The organism is Streptomyces sp. NPDC058701, from assembly GCF_042715295.1.
Taxonomy (GTDB): Bacteria; Actinomycetota; Actinomycetes; order Streptomycetales; family Streptomycetaceae; genus Streptomyces.
On sequence record NZ_JBHXSY010000006.1, the window covers coordinates 137,834 to 162,782 of the forward strand.

A 24,949-nucleotide genomic window follows, 5' to 3' on the forward strand; every position below is an offset into this window, starting at 1 on the left:
AATTGTCAGATCATCCCCCTACTCTGTTCCCACTCCGGGATCCGTGAGGGGGGAACCTCGCGATCGCCGAACCACCCCTGAACGCACGCGAGGTGACGCCTTATGACGTCCACGTCCCCGTCCACGCCGCCCTCCTCGTCCGAGGCCCCGCCCGCGGACCCGTCCGCGCCCCACAGCTTCCAGGTCGATCTGCGCGGCCTGGTCGACCTCCTGTCCCACCACCTCTACTCCAGTCCGCGTGTGTACGTCCGCGAGCTGCTGCAGAACGCCGTGGACGCGGTCACCGCCCGCAACGCCCTCGACCCGGAGGCGGAGGTCCGCATCCGGCTGTCGGCGTCCGACGGGCGCGTGACCATCGAGGACAGCGGAATCGGCCTCACCTCCGACGAGGCCCACTCCCTCTTGGCCACCATCGGCCGCAGCTCCAAGCGCGGCGGCGAGCACGGACTGGAGGTCACCCGCCGGGAGTTCCTCGGTCAGTTCGGCATCGGCCTGCTCGCCTGCTTCGTCGTGGCCCGCCAGATCCGCGTCGTCACCCGGTCCGCCCGCGACCCGCAGGCCGCGCCCGTCGAGTGGCTGGCCACGGACGACGGTTCGTACACCATCCGCGAGCTGCCCCACTCGGCACGCCCCGAGCCCGGCACCACCGTGGTCCTGGAGGCACGACCCGGTGCGGCCGAATGGACCGTCCCGGCCAAGGTGGAGCAACTGGCTCGCGACTACGGCTCCCTGCTGCCCTATGACATCACCTTCGACGACGGCCTCGGCGGCGAACCTCGCCCCGTCACCGATCGCCCCGCCGTGTGGGCCCGGTCCTTCCCGACCCCGGTAGCGCGCCGCGTCGCACTGGCCGGGCACTGCGCGCAGCTCTTCGGCTTCACCCCGCTCGACACCATCGACCTCGACCTGCCGGTGGCCGGGGTGCGCGGAGTGGCGTACGTCCTCCACGAACCGACCAGCCCCGCCCACCGGGCCGGACACCGTGTCCACCTCAAGGGCATGCTGCTGACCGACCGGGCCGACAACCTGCTGCCGGACTGGGCGTTCTTCGTCCGAGCCGTCCTCGACACGGACACGCTGCGGCCCACGGCGTCCCGCGAGAACCTCTACGACGACGAAACCCTCTCCGCCGTACGGGACGCCCTCGGCACCCGCATCCGCGGCTGGCTCGCCGAGCTCGCTGCGAGCGACCCGGAGCGGCTGGCCGCCTTCCTGCGCGTCCACCACCTCGGCGTGAAGTCCATGGCGCGGCACGACTCCGAGCTGCTCGCCCTGATGCTCCCGTGGCTGCCGTTCGAGACCAGCGACGGCTCGATGAGCCTCGTGGAGTTCACGGCCGCCCACACGGAGGTCCACTTCACGCGCACCGTCGAGGAGTTCCGCCAGATCGCGCCGATCGCCGCGGCCCACGGCCTCGGCGTCATCAACGCCGGCTACACCTACGACGCGGACCTGCTGGCCCTCCTGCCCTCCGTACGCCCCGAGCTCAAGGTCACCGAGCTCGACGCCGGAGCCGTCACCGAACGCCTCGACCAGGTGCCGACCTCCGCCGAGCTGGCACTGGCTCCCTTCCTGGCCACCGCGCGCACCCGCCTGGAGCCCCTGGGCTGCGACGTGGTGCTGCGCGCCTTCCAGCCCGTCTCGGTACCCGCGCTCTACCTCGACGACCGCCAGGCGCGGCAGGAGCGCGACCGGACCGCCGCGCTGGAGAGCGCCGACTCCCTGTGGAGCGGCATCCTCGGAGCGCTGCGGGGCTCCGCACCCCGGGCCCGGCTCGTCCTCAACCACAACAACCCCCTGGTCCGCCGGATCTCCACGCTCCCCGACGGGGAGCTGACCGGCACCGCCGTCGAATCGCTGTACGGGCAGGCCCTGCTGATGTCCCAACGGCCCCTGCGCCCCGCCGACTCCACCCTGCTCAACCGGGCCTTCCTCGGGCTCCTGGAATGGGCGACCCACTCCACCGGCCCCGCGGAGGACCAGAAGTGACGACGACCCGTGAACAGATCGAGCAGGGGCTGGTCCAGAACCGCGAATCGCCGAACGGCTCCGCGCGCAACGCGCACGCCGAGGCCCTGGTCGGGGCAGCGGAGGCGAGCGGCGACCGGGCCCTGTTCCGCGAGACGCTCGACAACCTGATCAACGCCTATCTGTACAGCTCGGAGTCGTCGAAGATCCTGGTGCCCTTCGCCCGACTGCTCCAGGAGTACGACAAGGACCCGGCCGCCTTCTCCGAGTGGGAGGCGCACTCCCTGTTCTGGCAGTTCAAATGGGTGGCCTCGGCGATCTCCGACTCCCCGGACATCCCATTGGAGTCGGCGGCGGGCTGGCTGGACGAGATGGAGCGCCGCTACCGGGTCGCGGGCTACAGCGAGCGGCCCGTACGCGAGGCCGAGCTCTGGCTCGCCCACACGACCGGCGACGACGAGCGCGCCGAGCGCGCCTTCGGGCGCTGGATCGCGGCGGACCGCGACGACATGAGCGACTGCCAGGCCTGCGAGCTCAACAGCCAGGGCCAGTACGCCGTCCTGCACGGCGACGACGCCCAGGCCTTGGAGCTCTGGAAGCCCGTTCTGGCGAGTGACCTGACCTGCGCGGAGGAGCCGCACCGGGTCCTGGCCACCTCGCTGCTGCCGCTGCTCCGGCTCGGCCGGGCCGACGAGGCCCGCTCCCACCACCTGCGCGGCTACCGCATGGCCCGCGGCAACGAGAGCCTGCTGCCGACGATCGGCAAGCACATCGAGTTCTGCGCCCTCACCGGGAACGAATCCCGCGGCCTGGAGATCCTGGCCGAACACGCGCACCACGTCGGCCCGCTCGCCAACGTCGACGACCAACTCGCCTTCCACGGCGGCGTCCTGGTTCTGCTGCGCCGCCTGGAGCGGCTGGGACACGGCGGGAGTCCCGCCGTCCCCTACGAGGGAACCCCGCGGACCGTTTCCGAGCTGTACGGGATCCTGTACGCCGACTGCCTCGGCATCGCCCGGCGCTTCGACACCCGCAACGGCACCACCCGGATCTCGGACCGCTTCCTGGAGCGGATCGGGCGCGAACCGCTCCTCGGGGCGCTGCCGCTGGGGGTGCGCAGCGCGGCGCTGCCACACGACGGGGCGGCAGCCGCTCCCACACCCGTCCGGCTGCCCGCCTCCGCTGTGTCCGCAGCGATGCCCGGCTTCGAAGAGCTGGTCGAGCGGGCCCGTCGCGCCCGGGACCTGGGGCACCCGGGTACCGACGCGCTGTGGGCGGAGGTCGGCGTACGGCTGGACGCGCGGCCGGAGCCCGACCCCCTGGTCTCGGCCGACCTGGAGGACCAGCGGGCCCTGGCGGCCGCGCGACGCGGGGACGAGGACGCTCGCGAGCTCCTGACAGCGGTACGGGACACGTACCGGGCGCTGGGCCGGGAAGAGCGCGCCGCGCTGGCGGAGCTGCGGCTGGCCGGCGTGGCCGCCCGGGCCGGGGCGGCGCCCGCGGAGATCCGGGCGCTGTTCCGGGTGGCGGCGCGGGCGGCGGAGGCGCTCGACCCGGCCGAGCCGTCGCGGACCCGCCGGATCGCCCTGGTGGAGCTTTCGGTGATCCGCGTGGAGTCGTACCTTCGCTCGCTCGAAGCGCCCCACGACCACGACCACGACGGCGCCCACGGCCGCGGTGAGGTAGTGGCGGAGCTGACCGATTTCGTCACCGCCTACGCCGGCTCGGCCCCCGATCTCGCAGCGGAGGCGGAGGAGATGGCGGGCCGTCTCGCCCTGTCCCAGGGCGACCCCGACCGCGCCGTGGTGCTGCTGGCATCCGCCGCGGAACGGGCGGTCACGGCCGGTCGTCCCTGGCAGGCCGTGGACCCGTTGGCGCTGAGGGCGGGGGTGCTGATGTCGCTCGGCCGGCCGGTGGAGGCGGAGGCCGCCGCGCGGTCGGGTCTGGCGCATGCCTCCGAGGTCACCGACGCCGAGGCGCAGGGCGCCATCCGGCTGACCCTCGCGGACGTCCTGCTGCGCCGCGGCGACGCGGTGCGGGAGGCGGCGGGGCACGCCCTGTCCGGGGCCCACTGGTTCGACCAGGCCGGGCTCACCGCCGACGGCGGGGCCCAGGCGCGGCTGATGCTGGCGCGGGCGTACGCGCGGGACGGCCGCACCGCCGAGGCGGCCGAGGTACTGCAGTCGGCGTTGCCCGACCTGCTGGAGCACGGAGAGGAGCAGGTCGTGTCCGCGCGGGAGTTCCTGGGCGATCTCCTGCGCGAGCTCGGCGAGTCCCGTCCGGCGGCGGAGCAGTACCTGCTGGCGGCGGAGGCGGCCAAGGGCTGGGAGAACCCGCGCCCCCAGGCGCACCTGGCGCATTCGGCCGCGGAGGCCCTCGCCGGCGCGGGCCTGGCCCTGGAGGCGACCGCCGCCTACGAGCGGGCCCTGGACCTGTACCGCCTGACCGGGGACGCTCCCGTCCCCGAGATCCGCGTCCTGCGGTCCCTGGCCTGGCTGGGGCTGCGGGAGGAGGTCACCGACCCGGCGGTGGACCGGGCGCGCGAGCTGATGGCCGAAGCCGCGAGGGTGCTGGAGACGGCCCTGGCCGCCGACCCCGACGACCGGGAGCTGCGGTCGGAACTCGCCCAGACCTGGCACCAGCTCGCGCAGGTGCTGGACCGCCGGGTCAGTGAGGACGTGGCGGCCGACGACGCGGAGGACGACGCCGACACCGGGGAGGAAACCGCGGCGGACGAGTCCGCCGACCGCCCGGAGGCTGTGGGGAGGCTGGGCGAGGCCCGGGTCGAGGCCCTGCGCGTCGAGGAGATCGAGCTGTGGGACCGGGCCGCCGCGCTTTACGCGGAGCTCGGACCGGATCACCTGCGGGACCGGTTCCAGTGCCTGAACAACGCCGCCTGGACCGAACAGGAGCGGGGCCGCCCCGAAGCCGGCGCCGCCCGGGTCTCGGCCCTGGTCGACGAGGTACGTGCCTGGCCCGAGGACGCCGTCCCCGACTGGCTGCTGCCGTCGGCCGAGCACCTGCGCAAGCAGTTGGCCGGCTGACCCGGCACCGGCGCCGCTGCCCCTGGGGAACGGCGCCGGTGAAGGCGTTCAGCCGTCCAGCTGAGCCGGGGCCTCGGTCGCGATCCGCTCGAAGACGGTTTCGTCGGCGGCGAACTCGGATCCGGGGATCGGAGCGTGGATCACCAGCTCGGTGAAGCCCAGTTCCCGGTGCCGGCCCGCGAAGTCGACGAACGCGTCCACGGACTCCAGCAGCGTGTTGCGCTCGGGCGTGAAGCCGGTCAGCAGGACCTTCTCGATGGAATCGGGCTTGCGCCCAGCCTCCGCCAGGGCCTGGTCGAGCCGTTCCGCCTGCCCACGGAGGGCCTCCAGCGACTGGCCGGGGGTTCCCTCCTCGAAGAGCTTCGGGTCTCCGGTGGTCACCCACGCCTGCCCGTATCGGGCGGCGAGCTTCAGCCCACGGGGCCCGGTCGCGGCGACCGCGAACGGGAGCCGGGGCGTCTGCACGCAGCCGGGGATGTTGCGGGCCTCCTCGGCCGAGTAGAACGCACCGCGTGCACTGACCGCTCCCTCGGTCAGCAGCCGGTCCAGCAGCGCCACGAACTCGGCGAAGCGGTCGGCTCGTTCACGCGGGGTCCAGGCCTCCTGCCCCAGCGCGGTCGCGTCGAAGCCGTTGCCGCCCGCGCCGATACCGAGGGTGACCCGGCCGTCGGATATGTCGTCCAGGCTGATGAGGTCCTTGGCGAGCGTCACCGGGTGGCGGAAGTTCGGCGAGGTGACGAGCGTCCCGAGCCGGATCCGCTCGGTCACCGCGGCGGCCGCGGTCAGGGTGGGCACCGCACCGAACCAGGGAAGGTCCCGGAAGCCCCGCCAGGAGAGGTGGTCGTAGGTGTAGGCGGTGTGGAACCCGAGGCGCTCTGCCCGCTGCCACTGGTCGCGGCCGCCCTCGTGCCATCGACGGACCGGAAGGATCACCGTACTCAGACGCAGACTCATGCGATCGAGCCTACGGGGCCGGGTACGACGCCCGCACGTCACCCGCCGGAGGCCCCGGCCTCGGGATACCGGTCGTGTTTCACGTGAAACACGATCGCGGCGCCGACGTTTCACGTGAAACACGGGCCACCCCCGGCGCGGCCTTCCGATCATGGTCCGTCCGCTCGGGACCATGGGCGAAGATGGAGCCGTGACCTCGGCTCCCCAGTGCCCGGAAGGGCCCACCCCCGCGCCCCGGCTGATCGCCACCGATCTCGACGGCACGCTGCTGCGCGACGACAAGTCGCTCTCGCCGCGTACCATCGCCGCGCTCGCCGCCGCGGAGGACGCCGGCATCGAGGTGTTCTTCGTGACCGGACGTCCGGCGCGGTGGATGGGCGTGGTCAGCGACCACGTGCACGGCCACGGACTCGCGATCTGCGCCAATGGCGCGGCGGTGGTCGACCTCCACGCTGGACCGGAGTTCGTCCAGGTCAGGGCCCTTCCCCGGGAGGCGGCGAACTCCGTCGTACAAGCCCTGCGGGCCGCCGCACCCGGCACCTCCTTCGCGGTCGAGCTGACCACCGGCATCAACTACGAGCCGGAGTACCCGCCTTTCTTCCAGGACCCCGGTGCCAAGGTCGCCACCGCCGAGAAGCTCCTGCACGAGGACACGGATGACAGCGCCGCACCCGTGCTCAAGCTGCTCGCGCACCACACCGACCTCGACCCCGACGCGTTCCTGGCGCTGGCCCGCTCCGCCGCCGGCGCGTACGCGTCCATCACCCGCTCCAGTCCGACCTCCCTGCTGGAGATCAGCGGCCAGGGCGTCTCCAAGGCCAGCACCCTGGCCCTGTGCTGCGCCGAACGGGGCATCACCCCGGCGGAAGTCGTCGCCTTCGGTGACATGCCGAACGACGTGGAGATGCTCAGCTGGGCGGGCACCTCGTACGCGATGGGCAACGCCCACCCGGACGTGATCGCGGCCGCGTCCGGTCGTACGACCGCGAACAACGAGGACGGGGTCGCCGCCGTCATCGAGCGGATCCTGGCCGAGCGCATCGCGGCCATCACGGCGGCGGAGCAGCAGAACGCCTGACCTTGCCACCCGGTCCGGAACGCCGACCCGCGGACCTGACAAGATCCGAAAGAGACCCCTAGAGCGGGGCCTCCCACACCAGAGTGGTCCCGCCGCCGTCCTCACCGAGGCCGGGGCCGTACGAGCTCGCGCCGCCCAGCGACTCCGCCCGTCGGCGGAGGTTGCGCAGACCGCTGCGGCGCCCGCCCTCCGGGATGCCCACGCCATCGTCGGCGACCTCCAGCCGTACCCCCGGTCGCCCGTCGGCCAGCGCGATCGTGGAGTCCACGACGACTTCGATCCGGGAGGCCTCAGCGTGCCGGAAGGCGTTGGACAGGGCCTCGCGAAGCGCGGCGATCAGGTTCTTGCCGACCAGCTCGCCGACGACGGCGTCAATCGGTCCGAGGAAGCGGTGGGCGGGCTTGAAGCCCAACGGCACCGCAGCCATGTTGATCTCCCGCAGCACCCGGGTGCGCAGCCCCGAGGGCGCCTCCGCCGGGCCCTGCTGGAGGGCGAAGATCGCCGTGCGGATCTCCTGGATGGTCACGTCCAGCTCGTCCACGGCCTTGCCCACACCGTCGCGGACCTCCGGGACGATGGACCGCCGCTGGGCCCCCTCCAGCATCATCCCCGTGGCGAACAGCCGCTGGATGACCAGGTCGTGAAGATCGCGCGCGATCCGGTCGCGGTCCTCGAACACGGCGAGCCGCTCCCGGTCGCGCTGCGCTTCGGCCATCATCAGCGCCAGCGCCGCCTGCGAGGCGAACTGCGTGGCCAAAGTCCGCTCGGCCTCGGTGAACGGCCGCTGGCCGCGGGCCCTGGGCGTCACCAGCGCCCCGAGCACCCGCCCGCCGCTGTGCAGGGGCAGCATCATGCAAGGGCCGTACTGGCTGGTCATCTTGCTGATCATGCGCGGGTCGGAGGCCGCGTCGTCCACGAAGACGGCCTCGCCCTGGAGCAGCCTGTCCACCACCGGGCTCTCGGCAGGGATCACCACACCGAGGGAGGTCGCCGGATTGTCGGCGGATACGGCCACGATCTCCATCCCGCCGTCCTCGGCCGGCAGCATGACGATCCCCGCCGAGGAGTCGGCCAGACGGCGGGCCTGCTCTGCCACCACAGCGAGGGCGTCGTCCGCGTCCCCGCCGGACAGCAGCGCCGTGGTGACGGCCACCGAGCCGTCGATCCAGCGCTCGCGCTGGGTGGCGGCCTCGTACAGCCGGGCGTTGCCGATGGCGATGCCCGCCTCGGTGGCCAGCACCCGGACCATGTGGACGTCGTAGTCGTTGAACTCGCCGCCGCCGTTCTTCTCGGCGAGGTACAGATTGCCGAAGATCTCCCCCTGCACCCTGATCGGGACGCCTAGGAAGGTCTTCATGGGCGGATGGTGCTCCGGGAAGCCGGCCGAGCGCGGATCCTTGGTGAGATCGGGGAGGTGCACCGTGTCCGGGTGGGAGATCAGGGCGCCCAGCAGGCCCCGCTTCCCGTCCGGGCGGTGGCCGATCTTCCGCGCCGTCTGGGAACTGATCCCGAAGGTGACGAAGTCCGACAGGCCCCGGCCCTCCGTGTCGACGACGCCGATCGCCGCGTAGCGGGCGTCGGCGAGCTCGGCCGCCGTCTCACAGATGCGGTCCAGCGTGGAGTGCAGCTCGAGACCCGTACCGACCGACCTCATGGCCTCCAGCAGCTGGGGTACTCGCGCGGTGAGCTCGGTGGACAGGCCTTGCAGACTCCTGGCGGCCTGGGTGGCGGCCTCCAGCGGGTCCGGCGTTCCGGGTGATGGGTCCGGCGATTGCTGCGACTCCTGCGCTGACATGCCCTTGAGACTAGTTAGTCCCTTTTACTGGGGAAAGTCGGCCGACGTCCGGTCCGTCGCTGTCTCCCGCTCCAGCAGTTGGCGCAGCGGCCCGTCCACGGCGGCCAGCTCCGCGTAGCCGCCGCGCTGGGCAACCTCTCCGCGGTCCAGTACGAGCACCTCGTCGACGGCCTCCAGACCGGCCAGCCGGTGCGTGATCAGCACGGTGGTACGGCCTTCGGTCGCGGCCAGCAGGTCCGCCGTCAGGGCGTCCGCCGTCGCCAGGTCAAGGTGCTCGGCCGGCTCGTCGAGGACCAGGACGGGGAAGTCCGCGAGCAGCGCCCGGGCCAGGGCGAGGCGCTGGCGCTGGCCGCCCGAGATCCGCTCGCCGTGCTCGCCGACCAGAGTGTCCAGTCCGTCCGGCAGGCCGTCGGCCCACTCCAGCAGGCGCGCGGCCGCCAGTGCCTCCCGCAGCTCCTCCTCGCTCGCTCCGGTCCGGGCCAGCCGCAGGTTTTCCCGTACCGAGCTGTCGAAGATGTGGGCGTCCTGGGCGCAGAGCCCCACGCGTGCCCGTACGTCGTCGCCGTCGAGCGTGCGCACGTCCGCGCCGCCCAGGGTGTACACCCCCTCGCGGGGGTCCAGGAACCGCAGCAGTACCTGGGCGAGGGTGGTCTTGCCGGAGCCCGAGGGGCCGACCACCGCGATGCGGCGCCCGGCCTCCAGGGTCAGGTCCAGTCCGTGCAGCGCGTCCCGCTCCTGGCCGGGGTGCCGGGCGGTGAGACCCGTCAGCCGCAGGGGGAACGGCGAGGCGGGCGGCTCGCAGGCCCGCTCCGGTTCGGCGACCGGAACCGGAGCATCGATCACCTCGTAGACCCGCTCGGCACTGCGGCGCACCCGCTGGCGGTACTGAACCGCGAGCGGAAGGCCGTTGACGGCCTCGAACGCGGCGAGGGGGGTGAGCACCGCGACGGCCATGGCCACCCCGGACAGCCTCCCGTCGTGGACCGCGTTCGCGGCGGCGGCCGCGGCGGCCACCACGGTGAGTCCGCAGATCAGGGCCGACAGCCCGCTGCCCAGCCCGGTCGCGGCGGCGCCACGGGCGGCGATGCGCGTCAGAACGCCGTCGCTCTCGCGAGTCCGGCCCTTGCGCTCCTCCAGCGCCCCGGCGACGGTCAGCTCCGCGGTACCGGTGAGGAGGTCGGCCACCCGGGTGGCGAGCTCACCCCGGGCCGGCGCGAGTCGGAGCTCGGCCCGGCGGGCGGTCGCCCCGCTGATGAGCGGCACCCCGATCCCGGCGGCGAGGAGGCCGACGGCCAGGACGGCTCCTGCCTCGGGCAGCAGCCAGGCGGTGAAGGCGACCGAGCCGGTTCCGACGAGCACCGCGGTACCGACGGGGAGGAGCCAGCGCAGCCAGTAGTCCTGCAAGGCGTCGGCGTCGGCGACCAGCCGGGCCAGCAGGTCCCCCCGCCGGTGCTCCCGCAGCCCGGCGGGGGCGATGCGCTCCAGCCGGCGGTACACCGAGACCCGGAGGTCGGCGAGCATCCGCAAGACGGCATCGTGCGACACGAGCCGCTCGGCGTACCGGAAGACGGCCCGGCCCATCCCGAAGGCGCGGGTGGCGGTGACGGCCACCATCAGGTAGAGCACGGGAGGCTGTTCGGAGGCCCGCGAGATCAGCCAGCCGGACACGGCCATCAGGCCCACACTGCACCCGACGGCCAGGGCGCCGAGCAGCAGGCCGAGCCGGAAGCGCCCCTGCCATGCCCTGGCCACCGCCCGCACCCGGCGCAGCGGGTCCGCCCCGCCCGCGTCGGTTCCGCCCCCGGTCCGCACCCGCTCGGGCGCGGCGCCGAGGATCCACTCGCCGGCGTCCGGATCGGAGGCCGGCTGCCCGGCCTCCGTCCCGACCCCGGCCCGAGGGCCCGCGTTCCGGGGGAAGGCCCGCGCCGGAGCGCCCGTGGCCGCCATCGGGACCACGCGGTCCGCGACGGCGAGCAGCGCCGGGCGGTGCACCACCAGCAGCACGGTGCGGCCCACGGCGAGCCGGCGTACGGCGTCCACCACCGCGGCCTCGGTCTCGCCGTCCAGCGCGGCGGTCGGCTCGTCCAGCAGCAGGACGGGCCGGTCCGCAAGGAACGCCCGCGCCAGGGCCAGGCGCTGGCGCTGCCCGGCGGAGAGGCCCACGCCGCCCTCGCCCAGCGCGGTCTGTACTCCGAGGGGCAGGGCGGCCACGAACTCCGCCGCCCCGGCGTTGTGCAGTGCCTCGGCCACCTCGGCTTCGGAGGCATCGGGGCGGGCCAGCCGGACGTTCTCGGCGATCGTTCCGGCGAACAGGTGGGGGCGCTGCGGCACCCAGGCGATCCGCTCGCGCCACTGGGCGCGCGACAGCTCGGCCAGGTCCACGCCCGCGACCCGGACCCGGCCGGCGGTGGGTTCCACGAATCCCAGCAGCACCTGGAGGAGCGTGGACTTCCCCGCCCCGCTCGGGCCGGTGAGGGCGACGACCTCGCCCGGCCCGACGGTCAGCGAGACCGGGCCGGGGGAGTCCTCGCCGCGGCCCTCGTACCGGACGGCGACTTCGTCGATCTCGATCCGCAGGGGGGCGCCGGCGGGCAGGAGGGCTCCGCCGCCCGGGTGCGCGTCGGGCGTCTCCAGAACCTCGAAGATCTGCTCGGCGGCTGCCAGGCCCTCCGCGGCCGCGTGGTACTGCGCACCCACCTGCCGCAGCGGAAGGTAGGCCTCGGGCGCCAGGATCAGGATGACCAGGCCGGTGTAAAGGTCGAGCTCGCCGTGGACCAGCCGCATGCCGATGGTCACGGCCACCAGGGCCACCGACAGGGTGGCGAGCAGTTCGAGCGCGAAGGAGGAGAGGAAGGCGATGCGCAGGGTACGCATCGTCGCGCGCCGGTAGTCGTCGGTGATCGTGCGGATCGACTCGGCCTGCGCCTTCGCCCGGCCGAACACCTTGAGGGTCGGCAGCCCGGCCACCACGTCGAGGAAGTGCCCCGACAGCCGGGACAGCATCCGCCACTGGCGGTCCATCCGGGACTGGGTGGCCATACCGATGAGAATCATGAACAGGGGGATCAGGGGGAGCGTGACCACGATGATGGCGGCCGATACCCAGTCCTCGGTGACGATCCGGGCCAGCACCGCCACCGGCACCACCACCGCGAGCCCGAGCTGGGGCAGGTAGCGCGAGAAGTAGTCGTCGAGGGCGTCCACGCCCCGGGTGGCCAGCGCCACCAGGGAGCCCGTCCGCTGCTTGTCGATCCGGCCGGGCCCCAGGTCCGCGGCCCGGGCCAGCAGCCGTCCCCGCAGTTCGGACTTGACCGCCGCGCCCGCCCGGTGCGCGGCCAGCTCGGTCAGCCAGGCCACCAGGGCACGCCCGAGGGCCACCGCGGCCAAGAGCAGCAGCGGAGTCCTGAGCGCGGCGCCGTCCAGACCGTCTTCGAAGGCGCCGACCACGATCTCGGCCATCAGCATCGCCTGACCGACGACCAGCCCCGCCCCGGCAAGGCCCAGCACCACCACCGCCCCGAGGAAGAGGCGGGTGGAGCGGGCGTACCGGAGCAGGCGCGGGTCGATCGGTTTCACGTGAAACATCCCCCAGGGGCAGGGTCAGTCAGGCAGGTGGGCCGGAGCCGGGCTCCGAGACGCTCAGTGCGCGTCGACGATGTGCTGCGTACCGATCCGCTTGCGGAACACCCAGTACGTCCAGCCCTGGTAGAGCAGGACGAGCGGAGTGGCCACGCCCGCGCACCAGGTCATGATCTTCAGGGTGTACGCGCTGGACGAGGCGTTGGTGACCGTGAGGTTCCAGGCGTCGTTCAGCGAGGACGGCATGACGTTCGGGAAGAGGGTCAGGAAGAGCATCGCCACGGCCGCCGCGATGGTGATGCCGGACAGGGCGAACGACCATCCCTCGCGGCCCGCCAGGTTGAGGCCCAGGGCCCCGAGCAGGGCCAGCACCGCGACGGCCATAGCGATCAGGCTCTTGCCGTCGCCCCGTGAGACCTGGGTCCAGACCAGGAAGACCAGGGCCAGCACGGCGGTGACCACGCCCAGCCGGGTGGCCAGCCGGCGTGAGCGGACCCGGATGTCACCGACCGTCTTCAGCGAGGTGAAGACCGCGCCGTGGAAGGTGAACAGGGTGAGGGTGACCAGGCCGCCGAGGACCGAGTACACGTTGAGCAGGTCGAGGAAGGTGCCGACGTACTCCTTGTGTGCGTCGATCTTCACGCCCCGCACGATGTTGGCGAACGCCACGCCCCAGAGGAACGCGGGGATCAGCGAGGTCCAGAAGATCGCGTGCTCCCAGTTGGTCTGCCACTTGTCCTCGGGGCGCTTGTGCCGGTACTCGAAGGCGACGCCGCGGATGATGAGGCAGACCAGGATGAGCAGCAGCGGCAGGTAGAACCCGGAGAAGAGGGTGGCGTACCAGTCGGGGAAGGCGGCGAAGGTCGCACCGCCGGCGGTGAGCAGCCAGACCTCGTTGCCGTCCCACACGGGCCCGATCGTGTTGATCAGGACCCGCTTCTCCGTGCGGTTGCGGGCCAGCAGCTTGGTCAGCACGCCGACTCCGAAGTCGAAGCCCTCCAGAAAGAAGTAGCCGATCCACAGGACGGCGATGAGCACGAACCAGACGTCGTGGAGTTGCATGATGTGGACTCCTGAGCCTTAGTACGAGAAGGCCATCGGCCGGTCGGGGTTCTTGTCGTCCCCACCGATCTTGGTGGGCGGGTTGAGATCGGCCTCGGTGAGCTCGGGCGGGCCGGCCTTGACGTACTTGACGAGGAGCTTGACCTCGATGACCGCCAACACGGCGTACAGGAGGGTGAAGCCGATCATCGAGGTGAGGACCTCGCCCTGGGAGACGTTCGGCGAGACGGCGTCCCGGGTGCGCAGGACCCCGTAGACCACCCACGGCTGGCGGCCCATCTCGGTGAAGATCCAGCCCCAGGAGTTGGCGATGAGCGGGAAGCCCATCGTCCAGAGGGCGACGATCCAGTACAGGTTGGCGAAGCGGGGACTCAGGGCCTTCTTGAAGAGGACGAGGTGCGGGACCTCGTCCGCGCCGGTCCGCAGGCCCGGCGGTAGCAGGAACTTCTTGCGGGTCAGCCACAGACCCAGCGCTCCGATGCCGAGGGAGGCCATGCCGAAGCCGATCATCCATCGGAAGCCCCAGTAGGCGACGGCGATGTTCGGCCGGTAGTCGCCGGGCCCGAACTTCTCCTGCTGGGCCTTGTTGACGTCGTTGATGCCGGGGACGAAGGAGGTGAAGTCGTCGTTGGCCAGGAACGAGAGGAGGCCGGGGATCTCGATGGCGACCTTGTTGTGGCCCTTGTCCACGTCTCCGTACGCGAAGACCGAGAAGGGTGCGGGCGCCTCTCCGTCCCAGAGCGCCTCGGCGGCCGCCATCTTCATCGGCTGCTGCTTGTACATGACCTTGCCGAGCAGGTCGCCGCTGATGGCCGTGCCCATACCGGCGATGATCATGACGATCAGGCCGAGCCGCAGCGAGGACCGCATCACCGGGATGTGCTTCTTGCGGGCCAGGTGGAAGGCCGCTATGCCGGCCATGAACGCGCCGCCGACGAGGAACGCGGCCGTGATGGTGTGGAAGAACTGGGTGAGCGCGGTGTTCTGGGTGAGCACCAGCCAGAAGTCGGTGAGCTCGGCCCGGCCCCGCTCCTCGTTGATGCGGTAGCCGACCGGGTGCTGCATCCAGGAATTGGCCGCCAGGATGAAGTAAGCGGACAGGATGGTGCCGATGGACACCATCCAGATGCAGGCGAGGTGGATCTTCTTCGGCAGCTTGTCCCAGCCGAAGATCCACAGACCGATGAAGGTCGACTCGAAGAAGAAGGCGATCAGCGCCTCGAAGGCCAGCGGGGCCCCGAAGACGTCACCGACGAACCGCGAGTAGTCGGACCAGTTCATCCCGAACTGGAACTCCTGGACGATGCCGGTGACGACACCCATCGCAATGTTGATCAAGAAGAGCTTGCCCCAGAACTTCGTGGCCCTGAGGTACTTCTCCTTCTCGGATCGCACCCACGCGGTCTGCAGCCCGGCCGTGAGCGCGGCGAGCGAGATCGTCAGCGGGACGAAGAGGAAGTGATAGACGGTGGTGATGCCGAACTGCCATCGCGCCAGGGTCTCCGGCGCCAAAGCGAGGTCCACGTCATCTCCTTCGGCCGTGAGGGACAGCGGCATTTGCCTGGTGCATCCCACTCAACTCGGGAGGAAGCGGGACACGCTTGTGAACGCGTTCACATTCACAAGCATTATGTCCTACTGCATTTTGATCTTTTGAAGGGGGGTACCTCTAGCCAACCACCTCAACAAATTGTTGAATGCGGCTCATGCAGATACGAATCTCCTGGCCCGCCGGCCAGCTCACGGCGACCCTGGACGAGACCCCGACCAGCAAGGCGCTGGCCGAGGCCCTTCCGATCTCCGCCTCCGCCGATCTCTGGGGCGAGGAGGTCTACTTCGACACCGGCGTGTCCGTGGCTCTGGAGCACGATGCCCGGCAGGTCGTGGACCCGGGCACGATCGCCTTCTGGACCGAGGGCGACGCGCTCGCGCTCCCCTACGGACCCACACCCGTATCGCGCGGCGGCGAGAGCCGCCTGGCGAGCCCGTGCAATGTGCTCGGCTCGTTCGACGGCGACCCCCGCCTGCTGTCCACCGTCCGGGAGGGCGACCCCGTCCGCGTGGAACTCGCCTAGCGACCGGGCCCGGCCCCAGTCCGGGCGCATCGGCCGGCACACCGGTCCGCGCACCGGCCGGCGAACCGGCCGCCGCTCCGCCTACAGCTCCTTGAAGAACGCCCCCGCCGTGTGCAGGAAGAGGTCGTTCGCCTCGGTCTCACCGATCGTGACCCGCAGGCCCTCACCCGCGAAGGGCCGGACCACCACACCGGCCTTCTCGCAGGCCGCCGCGAAGTCGGCGGTCCGCTCCCCCAGGCGCATCCACACGAAGTTCGCCTGCGTGTCCGGGACCGTCCAGCCCTGCGCGAGGAGGGTCTCGTGCACCCGGGCGCGCTCGCCCACCAGCGACCCGACCCGGCCCATCAGCTCGTCCTCGGCGCGCAGCGAAGCCACCGCCGCGTCCTGGGCGAGCTGGCTGACCCCGAAGGGCACCGCCGTCTTGCGCAGCGCGGCGGCCACCGGCTCGTGCGCCACCGCGAAGCCGACGCGCAGGCCGGCCAGACCGTACGCCTTGGAGAACGTACGCAGCACGGCGACGTTGGGGCGGTCGCGGTACAGCTCGATACCGTCCGGCACGTCCGTGTCGCGCACGAACTCGCGGTACGCCTCGTCCAGCACCACTAGGACGTCCGAGGGCACCCGGTCCAGGAACCGCTCCAGCTCGGCGCGGCGCACCGCGGTGCCGGTGGGGTTGTTGGGATTGCAGACGAAGATCAGCCGGGTCCGCTCGGTGATCGCGTCGGCCATCGCGTCCAGGTCGTGCACGTCACCGTCGGTCAGCGGGACCTCCACGGAGGTCGCACCCGAGATCCGCACGATGATCGGGTAGGCCTCGAAGGAGCGCCAGGCGTAGATGACCTCGTCGCCCGGGCCGGCGGTCGACTGGATCAGCGACTGGGCCACGCCCACCGAGCCCGTGCCGGTGGCGATGTGCTCGACCGGCACCCCGAACCGCTCCGCCAGTTCGTTCACGAGCCCGGTGCAGGCCATGTCCGGGTAGCGGTTGAAGTTGCCGGCCGCGGCGATCGCGCTCTCCAGCACCCCGTGCAGCGGCGGGTACGGATTCTCGTTCGACGACAGCTTGTACGCGACGGCTCCGCCCGCGGCCGCCGGTTTGCCGGGCTTGTATGTCGGAATGCCGTCCAGCTCGGCGCGCAGCTTCGGGCTCTTCTCGCTCACCGCAGGTCCTCCTCGACCGTCCCGTACGACGTCGCCGTCGACTCAATACTGCTCACCTTATGAGGATTCCTCGCTCCCGAGAATGGGGGCGCCTGGAATGCGGGGGAGCGCGCGCATATATGCGCGCGCCGGTGGCCTGCGCCGTGGCGCGCATCCCTCGTGCAGGTGAGTTGAGACCGGTGCGGGACCGCACCGTTTTGGCATGCCCGGTCCCGACGACAAGCGCCACACCTCCCACTTACCTCCAAGTACCTTCATTTCCAAGGTCATTGGGGGTGGCGAACCATGCAGAAACGTGCCTGTCAACGCGTGCATATGCACCCGGACCACCCACCCCTCCGAGCCCTACTATCGGCTCGCCATGACACCAGCAGGGAAGCATCAGGTGAGCCGGACCGAGACCACCCGGCGACCGGCCGGCCGACAGGGCCGGGCCGGCATCAGGGACGTGGCCGCCGCGGCGGGCGTCTCCATCACGACCGTCTCCGACGCGCTCAATGGCAAGGGGCGGCTGCCGGACGCCACCCGCAGCCACGTTCGAGAGGTCGCCGACCGGCTGGGCTACCGCCCGTCCGCCGCCGCCCGCACTCTCCGTACCGGAAAGTCGGGCCTGATCGGTCTGACCGTGACGACGTACGGGGATGAACCTTTCACCTTCACCGAATTCGCCTACTTCGCCGAGATGGCCAGGGCCGCGACCTCAGCGGCGCTCGCGCGCGGCTACGCCCTCGTCATCCTCCCCGCCACCTCCCGACACGACGTGTGGTCCAACGTCGCCCTCGACGGCACCGTCGTCATCGACCCCTCGGACCACGATCCCGTCGTCACCGAACTGGTCCGCCAAGGCCTGCCCGTCGTCTCCGACGGCCGCCCGGCAGGCTCCCTCCCCGTCACCGCCTGGGTCGACAACGACCACGAGGCGGCCGTACTCAACCTGCTCGACCACCTCGCCGCCGCCGGCGCCCGGCGGATCGGACTCCTGACCGGCACCACCACCGACACCTACACCCGGCTCTCGACCACCGCTTACCTGAGCTGGTGCGAGCGGGTCGGCCAGGACCCCGTCTACGAGTCCTACCCCGCCCACGACCCGTGCGCGGGCGCCGTCGCCGCCGACCGGCTCCTGGCCCGACCCGACCGGCCCGACGCCGTGTACGGGCTCTTCGACCCCAACGGCACCGATCTCCTCGCCGCGGCCCGGCGGTACGGCCTGCGCGTCCCCGAGGACCTGCTGCTCGTCTGCTGCAGCGAGTCCACCGTCTACGCCACCACCGAACCGCCCATCACCACGCTCTCCCTCAAACCGCGCCGCATCGGCACCGCCGTCGTGCAGCTCCTGATCGACGCGATCGAGGGGGTCGACACCGGGCGGCCCGTCGAACAGGTCGTCCCGACCGAACTGATCATCCGCACGTCTTCGCAGCGCAGGCAGCCTCGCACCACCGTCAGCCCACCCCGTTCACCGGCTCAGGACTGACCTCCACACCGCCCTGAAACGCGACCGAAGGCCCCGTCAAAGATTTCACCCACACCGATATCGGGGGAAAACGGCAGGAAGGATCGGCTCCGGAAAGGATTCACCACCCCTGGTGCGTCACAGAGCGCGAGCCGCATTCCTATGATGGGCGCACGACATCACGGACCCTCCTCCTTTGAGGTCAGGAGGGTCCGCAGGTGTACGACAGCGCGACGGTGGTGGAGGGGTCGATGACTCAGGGGGCCGGTCAGGGACCCGCGATGCGGACGGAGACGCTGCGGGACTTCCGAGTTCCGGTCACCGAGCCCGCCCCGTACGAGGTGTCCAAGGGGTTTGCCGGAGAGCAACCCGTCTACGGCTCGTACCCCGCGTACTACGGCGACCGGGCCGCGCCCGCAGTCGCCGTGCCCGGACCGGCGATGTCCCACGAGCCCGAGCCGGAGGATCCCGAGGGCTACACGCCCACCCAGCGCGACCTGCCCGTCATCGGGCGCGGTGCGGCCGGCGGCGGCCCCGGGGACACCGTGCAGGTCCACTACGTCCCCCAGGAGACCGCTCCCGGTGGTCCCGGGCCGCTCTACGTGGTCGGCGACGTCCACGGCTACCTCGACGAGCTCGTCACCGAACTCGGCGTCCAAGGCCTGATCGACGCGGAACGCCGCTGGTCCGCCGGGAACGCCCGGCTCTGGTTCCTCGGCGACTTCACCGACCGCGGTCCCGACGGCATCGGCGTCATCGACCTCGTCATGCGGCTGTCCGCCGAGGCGGCCGCCGCCGGCGGCTACTGCAAGGCGCTCATGGGCAACCACGAGCTCCTGCTCATCGGCGCGAAGCGGTTCGGCGACACCCCCGTCGCCTCGGGCGCCGGCACCGCCACCTTCCAGGCCGCCTGGCTGCTCAACGGCGGCCAGCGCACCGACATGGAGCGCCTGCAGGACGTGCACCTGCAGTGGATGTCGCGGCTGGACGCGGCCGTCCTGGAGGAGGACCACCTGCTGCTGCACTCCGACACCACGGCCTACCTCGACTACGGCGACTCGATCGAGGACGTCAACGACACCATCCACGAGCTGCTCAACCGCAACGACGCCGACATCACCTGGGACCTGTTCCGCAAATTCACCAAGCGTTTCGCCTTCCGCGACGAGGACACGGGCCCCCAGGCCGTACGCGAACTGCTCGGCACCTACGGCGGCAGCCGCGTTGTCCACGGCCACAGCCCGATCCCCTACCTCCTCGGCGAAGTGGGCACGGAGGACGGCGACTCGGCCCGTGGACCCGAGGCGGTGGACGGCCCGCACGTGTACGCCGACGGGCTCGCCATCGCCATGGACGGCGGGGTGACGATGGCGGGCAAACTGCTGGTCGTACAACTTCCGTTGAACAACTGAGCGTCACCGCGGCAGGCTATTTCCGGAAAGCCCCTGTCAACCGGTGGCGTAGGCGCTCTACCATCGCTCTATCCGTAGCAGGCTCTCCTCCGTTTGTGCCGGCGCCCGGGTCTACGCGGGCATACCGGCTTCTACGGAGCATCGGGGGATGCACATGACCAGCGCTCCGCACCTGCTGACCGAAGACCGACCGGAATTCGAGCGCCTCCTCGACGAGGCGCTGCGCACAGCACCCGAGCGTCCCGAGCTCGCCACCCTCGGCGAGCGCTTGAACGCCGAACAGCTGCGCACGATGGCCATGGGGGCCAGTGCGCTGCTGTCGGCCGCCGCCGCGGCCGAATACGACCATTACGTGAAGGTCCGCGCGGAACGGCGCGACGAGCTCCTCTCCACTCCGGGATCATCGGGTGAGGAGATCGACGGACAGGGCGGCGACGGTGCCGGAGCGGGCGCCGTCATCGCGGTCCTCGCACCGGTACTGGCGGGCACCGCGATGCTGATCTTCCTGCTCGTGGGCTACGGCCTGAAGTTGATTGAGCCGGAACCCGCCTTCGCCGAAACCATGCTGACGGCGGGTTGGCTCTTCGGCGCGCTCACCGTGGCGGGCCTGCTGTGCGCCGTGATCGCCCTGTTGGTGACCGCCGTCCGCAACAGCTCCACCGAGGTCGTGGCCGACGAGTCCGAGGCGGTGCCCGACGAGGTGGCCCGGGCGCGCGAGGCTTGGCGTCACGCTCTGCTGGAGCGCGGCATCATGCCGTTCCTCCGGGACGCGCTCGCCGACCCGAGTGCGGGCCCGGGTTTCCCTCTCCCGCGCGGACGCGGCACCCGGATTCCCAGCCTCGGTTACACGGCTCCCGATTTCACCAGTCCGGGCGCCCCTGCCGAGGGGCCCGCGCCCGGCTACTCACCCCCGGACTTCACGAGCCCTGACTTCGGCGGACCGGAGCACGACCCGAAGTGAGGCGTCCGCCCGTTCGCGGGCCGTCCCCACCACGCTTCCTGTTTCACGTGAAACATCGGTCCGGAGGGGACGGCGCCCGCTGGCCGGCGGCTCGTTCCGCCAGCGGTCGCCTCCGCCGGGCGGCGTCGGTCAAGGGCGGCGGGCGCCATGCCCCGTCCGGCTGAACCAGCCGGACATCATCGTGCCGAGGCAGTGTGCGCTGACCGCTATGCCGGTCCCACCGAGAAATCGGTATCTCATGGTCATGGGCCCGCACGCTAGGAGTTCGAGCACGCTCCAGCGCAAGGGGTGGCGAGGGCGCCGCCCGGGCACAACGGCCGCCGAGGCGACGCCCTCTGTCGGTGCGTCAGTCGGCGAGCGGAAGGTAGACCCGGTTACCCGAGGCCGCGAACTCGGCGGACTTCTCCGCCATGCCCGCCTGGATCTCGTCGGCCTTGAGGTCCCCGCCGTGCTGTCGGCGGATGTCCTGCGAGATCTTCATGGAGCAGAACTTGGGACCGCACATGGAGCAGAAGTGCGCGGTCTTGGCCGGCTCGGCCGGAAGGGTCTCGTCGTGGAACTCACGGGCGGTGTCCGGGTCGAGGGCCAGGTTGAACTGGTCCTCCCAGCGGAACTCGAACCGGGCGTCCGACAGCGCGTCGTCCCACTCCTGGGCTCCGGGGTGGCCCTTGGCCAGGTCCGCCGCGTGCGCCGCGATCTTGTACGTGATGACACCGGTCTTCACGTCGTCCCGGTTGGGCAGGCCCAGGTGCTCCTTGGGCGTGACGTAGCAGAGCATCGCGGTGCCCCACCAGGCGATCATCGCGGCGCCGATGCCCGAGGTGATGTGGTCGTACGCGGGCGCCACATCGGTGGTCAACGGGCCGAGCGTATAGAACGGCGCCTCCTCGCAGATCTCCTGCTGAAGGTCGATGTTCTCCTTGATCTTGTGCATCGGGACGTGGCCCGGGCCCTCGATCATGGTCTGGACGTTGTGCCGCTTGGCGATCGTGTTCAGCTCGCCCAGCGTCTTGAGCTCGGCGAACTGCGCCGCGTCGTTGGCGTCCGCGATGGACCCGGGGCGCAGGCCGTCGCCCAGCGAGTACGTGACGTCGTACGTCGCGAGGATGTCGCAGAGCTCCTCGAAGTGCGTGTAGAGGAAGTTCTCCTTGTGGTGCGCCAGGCACCAAGCCGCCATGATCGAGCCGCCGCGCGAGACGATGCCGGTCTTTCGACGTGCGGTCAGCGGCACGTAGGGGAGCAGCACGCCGGCGTGGACCGTCATGTAGTCGACGCCCTGCTCGGCCTGCTCGATGACCGTGTCCTTGTAGATCTCCCAGGTCAGGTCCTCGGCACGGCCGTCGACCTTCTCCAGCGCCTGATAGAGCGGCACGGTGCCGATCGGGACGGGAGAGTTGCGCAGCACCCACTCGCGCGTGGTGTGGATGTTGCGGCCCGTCGAGAGGTCCATGACCGTGTCGGCGCCCCACTTGGTCGCCCACGTCATCTTGTCGACCTCCTCCTCGATGGAGGAGGTGACCGCGGAGTTGCCGATGTTGGCGTTGACCTTCACCAGGAACCGCTTGCCGATGATCATCGGCTCGATCTCGGGGTGGTTCACATTGACCGGGAGCACCGCGCGGCCCGCGGCGATCTCCTCGCGGACCACCTCGGGGGAGACGTTCTCGCGGATCGCGACGTACTCCATCTCCGGGGTGATCTCGCCGCGCCGGGCGTACGCGAGCTGCGTGACGGCGGCGCCGTCACGGCCCCGGCGGGGCTGACGGGGACGGCCCGGGAACACCGCGTCGAGGTTCTTCAGGCCGCCGCGCGGCGACGTGTGCTTGATCCCGTCGTCTTCGGGGCGCGCGGGGCGACCCGCGTACTCCTCGGTGTCTCCGCGCGCGATGATCCAGTTCTCGCGCAGCGGGGCGAGGCCCCGGCGGACGTCGGTCTCGATCTGCGGATCGGTGTACGGCCCGGACGTGTCGTAGAGCGTCACGTCCTTGCCGTTGGTGAGGTGGACCTGCCGGACCGGCACCCGGAGGTCGGGGCGGGAGCCCGCCACGTACCCTTTGTGCCAGCCCGGCTGTCGCTCGGTCTGGCCGTCGCCCTGGTTGACGGCAGGCGTGCGTGCGTCCTGAATGGTCATGAGACCTGATCTCCCTACGCCGGCATTACCCGGTAACAGGTTCGGCGGTCGACGCAGCCTCTTCCCGTACGCATGGGTGATGCGCGTACGGTGATCAGCGTCCTCTCAGCCCGGTGCTCCGAGCTCCCGCGTTGTGCAAAGGTGCCCCCACGCTAGCGTCATCTATGGCGTGCTGAACAGTGGGCCCCCTCATCTCTTGCGATGATCAGTCAGTGACGTCCTCGCCGCAGCCCCCCACCGAGCCCACTGACCCCAACGGCCACGCAGGCCATGCGCACGCAGGTCACGGTCCGACCGCGGGCCACTCCCACAGCCACAGCCACGGCCCGGCGGCCCCTGTCTCGAAGCACCTGCGCAAGGTCATCGCGGCCGTCCTGATCCCCTTCGCCACCGCCGTCTTCGTCGGCCTGGTGGTGCTCTGGCCGGGCGGCGCGCCCGGCCACGAGCGCACGGGGGTCGGCTTCGACCGGCAGACCCAGCAGGGCAAGGTCGTCTCGCTGGCCTTCGTCGACTGCAAATCCGTGAACGCCTCGCAGGTGCCGTCGACCGGGGACACGTCCACTCCCGAAGGCCGCGAGGCCGAGGCCGCGCAGACCGGCGAGTGCAAGAAGGCCACCGTCGAGGTGGGCAGCGGACCGGACAGGGGCCGGACCTTCGTGGAGGTCGTCCAGCCGGGTGCGCCGCGCCAGTTGGAGGACGGCCAGGAGGTGGTGGTCGCCTACGCTCCGGACGCCCCCCGCGATCTCCAGTACTCGGTGATCGACGTCAACCGGAAGTTCCCTATGGCGGTGCTGGCCGGCATCTTCGCGGTCTCGGTCGTCCTCGTCGGCCGGATGCGCGGGCTGTTCGCACTGATCGCGCTGGTCGTCAGCTTCGGCGTGCTGACCCTCTTCATCCTGCCCGCCATCCTCCAGGGCTCGAACCCGCTGGTCGTGGCGATCGTGGGAGCGAGCGCGATCATGCTGATCGGGCTCTACATGTGCCACGGCCTGACCGCCCGGACCTCGGTCGCCGTCCTCGGCACCCTCGTCTCGCTGCTGCTGATCGGCTTGCTGGGCTCGGTGTTCATCGACTGGGCCTTCCTCAGCGGCAACACCGACGACAACACCGGCCTGATCCACGGTCTCTATCCGGACATCGACATGAGCGGTTTGCTGCTCGCAGGCGTGATCATCGGTTCGCTGGGCGTCCTCGACGACGTGACGGTCACCCAGACCTCCGCCGTCTGGGAACTGCACCAGGCCGACCCGTCGATGGGATCGCGCAGCCTGTACCGAGCCGCCATCAGGATCGGGCGGGACCACATCGCCTCGGTCGTCAACACGCTGGTGCTCGCCTACGCGGGCGCCGCACTGCCCCTGCTCCTGCTGTTCTCCATCGCGAACAGCAGCATGGGGTCCGTGGCCAACAGCGAGCTGGTCGCGGCGGAGATCGTACGCACGCTCGTGGGCTCGATCGGGCTCGTGGCGTCGGTCCCGGTGACGACGGCGCTCGCCGCCCTCGTCGTCTCCGCCGACCGCCCTGGGGCCCCGGCCGCCGGTCCCAGCGCCGGGGCCAACCAGGGCCCGGCGCGCAGCGGCCGGGGCCGGCGGCGCAAGCGCTGACGGCGGCGGGGCACCCGGGGCGGCGGGCGGTGGCATGCCGCGCGCCGACGCCGCGGGTCGGGTCGGGTCCCGTAGGCCGACGGCCGACGGCCTGTCCACAATTCCCTTCGATGACAGTCAGTCACGGTTCAACGGCGGCACGGCGTCGCCTCAGCCGGCATTCTGCTCGTTCTGCCGCGACCCGGCGAGGATCTTGCCGAGCGCTTCGTCGAGGTGCTCCTCGAAATCACCCAGATTCCTCTCCTGACCGAGCGGAACAAGCCGGTCGGTGCGGTCGAGGAACGCGACGAGCGGCGCCGCGCTCGCGCGGAACAACGCCCGGTCACCGCCCACCTGCAGGCGGATGTGGACATCGGACAGCTCCTCCGGTTCGGAGGGAGCGATGTGCACATCACCCTCACCGCACGGCTTGTTGATGCCGTCAAGAAGGAGCTCCCGACCGAACGCCCAGGTCACGGGCGCGTCACCGGGAAGGTGGAAGGTAAGGCGGACTGCGTACGGATCACGAGCGTCGTACCGGAGTTCCACCGGGATCCGGAACGAGAGCTCCTCGGAAACGAGGAAGTTCATCATGACCTCTGCCTGCACCGACTCGCGCATTGCCTACCCCGCTGTTGTGGAAGTGGCCAGGAATGGTCCCCAAGGGCCTCTTGACAAGAGTGGTGGAAG

Annotated in this window: 16 protein-coding genes and 1 riboswitch; of the genes, 8 read left to right on the top strand and 8 right to left on the bottom strand. The window is 71.1% G+C overall.

The window, feature by feature from the left end:
* Window positions 1–102 precede the first annotated feature (102 nt).
* Window positions 103–1,989 carry an HSP90 family protein gene (locus ACFWW8_RS08540; RefSeq protein ID WP_386525415.1) on the top strand — a complete coding sequence of 629 codons (1,887 nt, stop codon included), beginning with the start codon at window positions 103–105 and terminating at the stop codon, window positions 1,987–1,989.
* A complete protein-coding gene (locus tag ACFWW8_RS08545) occupies window positions 1,986–5,012 on the top strand; it encodes a tetratricopeptide repeat protein (protein WP_386525418.1) in 3,027 nt (1,008 codons plus the stop codon). Before ACFWW8_RS08540 ends, ACFWW8_RS08545 begins: the two co-directional genes overlap by 4 nt.
* Window positions 5,013–5,060: 48 nt before the next feature.
* Here the strand turns inward: ACFWW8_RS08545 and ACFWW8_RS08550 are convergent, their stop codons facing one another.
* On the bottom strand, window positions 5,061–5,966 hold the full coding sequence (locus tag ACFWW8_RS08550; RefSeq protein ID WP_386525420.1) for an LLM class flavin-dependent oxidoreductase: 906 nt from the start codon (window positions 5,964–5,966) through the stop codon (window positions 5,061–5,063).
* A gap of 172 nt (window positions 5,967–6,138) precedes the next feature.
* Between ACFWW8_RS08550 and ACFWW8_RS08555 the strand changes: the two genes are divergently transcribed.
* On the top strand, window positions 6,139–7,044 hold the full coding sequence (locus ACFWW8_RS08555; RefSeq protein WP_386525423.1) for a Cof-type HAD-IIB family hydrolase: 906 nt from the start codon (window positions 6,139–6,141) through the stop codon (window positions 7,042–7,044).
* A gap of 58 nt (window positions 7,045–7,102) precedes the next feature.
* Here the strand turns inward: ACFWW8_RS08555 and ACFWW8_RS08560 are convergent, their stop codons facing one another.
* The 4 genes from ACFWW8_RS08560 to ACFWW8_RS08575 all read right to left on the bottom strand — a co-directional run bounded on the left by ACFWW8_RS08560 (window position 7,103) and on the right by ACFWW8_RS08575 (window position 15,004).
* Window positions 7,103–8,839 (bottom strand): GAF domain-containing sensor histidine kinase, encoded by a 1,737-nt coding sequence (locus ACFWW8_RS08560; protein ID WP_386525425.1) that lies wholly within the window; start codon window positions 8,837–8,839, stop codon window positions 7,103–7,105.
* Between the two features lie 24 nt (window positions 8,840–8,863).
* Window positions 8,864–12,415, bottom strand: coding sequence for a thiol reductant ABC exporter subunit CydD (gene cydD / locus ACFWW8_RS08565; RefSeq protein ID WP_386525428.1), 3,552 nt, complete (start codon window positions 12,413–12,415; stop codon window positions 8,864–8,866).
* Between the two features lie 63 nt (window positions 12,416–12,478).
* Entirely contained in the window at window positions 12,479–13,480 is a 1,002-nt protein-coding gene (gene cydB, locus ACFWW8_RS08570; RefSeq protein WP_386525431.1) for a cytochrome d ubiquinol oxidase subunit II, read from the bottom strand.
* Window positions 13,481–13,498: 18 nt separating this feature from the next.
* Window positions 13,499–15,004: a cytochrome ubiquinol oxidase subunit I gene (locus ACFWW8_RS08575; protein WP_386525434.1), complete on the bottom strand. Its 1,506-nt coding sequence runs from the start codon at window positions 15,002–15,004 to the stop codon at window positions 13,499–13,501.
* A 182-nt stretch (window positions 15,005–15,186) separates the two neighbouring features.
* Between ACFWW8_RS08575 and ACFWW8_RS08580 the strand changes: the two genes are divergently transcribed.
* Window positions 15,187–15,555 (top strand): cyclophilin-like fold protein, encoded by a 369-nt coding sequence (locus ACFWW8_RS08580; RefSeq protein WP_386525437.1) that lies wholly within the window; start codon window positions 15,187–15,189, stop codon window positions 15,553–15,555.
* 81 nt (window positions 15,556–15,636) lie between these two features.
* On the opposite strand, the gene hisC is transcribed toward ACFWW8_RS08580, so the two are convergent.
* Window positions 15,637–16,716: a histidinol-phosphate transaminase gene (gene hisC, locus ACFWW8_RS08585; RefSeq protein ID WP_386525440.1), complete on the bottom strand. Its 1,080-nt coding sequence runs from the start codon at window positions 16,714–16,716 to the stop codon at window positions 15,637–15,639.
* A gap of 361 nt (window positions 16,717–17,077) precedes the next feature.
* On the opposite strand from hisC, the gene ACFWW8_RS08590 reads away from it, so the two are divergent.
* The 3 genes from ACFWW8_RS08590 (at window position 17,078) to ACFWW8_RS08600 (ending at window position 20,545) form a co-directional block, all read left to right on the top strand.
* Window positions 17,078–18,193 (top strand): LacI family DNA-binding transcriptional regulator, encoded by a 1,116-nt coding sequence (locus tag ACFWW8_RS08590; RefSeq protein WP_386525442.1) that lies wholly within the window; start codon window positions 17,078–17,080, stop codon window positions 18,191–18,193.
* Between the two features lie 215 nt (window positions 18,194–18,408).
* Window positions 18,409–19,584 carry a metallophosphoesterase gene (locus tag ACFWW8_RS08595; RefSeq protein WP_386525752.1) on the top strand — a complete coding sequence of 392 codons (1,176 nt, stop codon included), beginning with the start codon at window positions 18,409–18,411 and terminating at the stop codon, window positions 19,582–19,584.
* Window positions 19,585–19,732: 148 nt separating this feature from the next.
* The gene (locus ACFWW8_RS08600) at window positions 19,733–20,545 is read left to right on the top strand and encodes a hypothetical protein (RefSeq protein WP_386525444.1); all 813 of its coding nucleotides are present in this window, start codon (window positions 19,733–19,735) and stop codon (window positions 20,543–20,545) included.
* 346 nt (window positions 20,546–20,891) lie between these two features.
* On the opposite strand, the gene thiC is transcribed toward ACFWW8_RS08600, so the two are convergent.
* A complete protein-coding gene (thiC, locus tag ACFWW8_RS08605; RefSeq protein ID WP_386525446.1) occupies window positions 20,892–22,676 on the bottom strand; it encodes a phosphomethylpyrimidine synthase ThiC in 1,785 nt (594 codons plus the stop codon).
* Window positions 22,671–22,816: riboswitch (TPP riboswitch) on the bottom strand. (Overlaps the previous gene by 6 nt.)
* Before the next feature lie 72 nt (window positions 22,817–22,888).
* Between thiC and ACFWW8_RS08610 the strand changes: the two genes are divergently transcribed.
* On the top strand, window positions 22,889–24,280 hold the full coding sequence (locus ACFWW8_RS08610; RefSeq protein ID WP_386525449.1) for a YibE/F family protein: 1,392 nt from the start codon (window positions 22,889–22,891) through the stop codon (window positions 24,278–24,280).
* A 150-nt stretch (window positions 24,281–24,430) separates the two neighbouring features.
* Here ACFWW8_RS08610 and ACFWW8_RS08615 read toward each other — a convergent pair whose 3' ends face one another.
* A complete protein-coding gene (locus ACFWW8_RS08615) occupies window positions 24,431–24,880 on the bottom strand; it encodes an SsgA family sporulation/cell division regulator (protein ID WP_386525451.1) in 450 nt (149 codons plus the stop codon).
* Window positions 24,881–24,949: the final 69 nt, after the last annotated feature.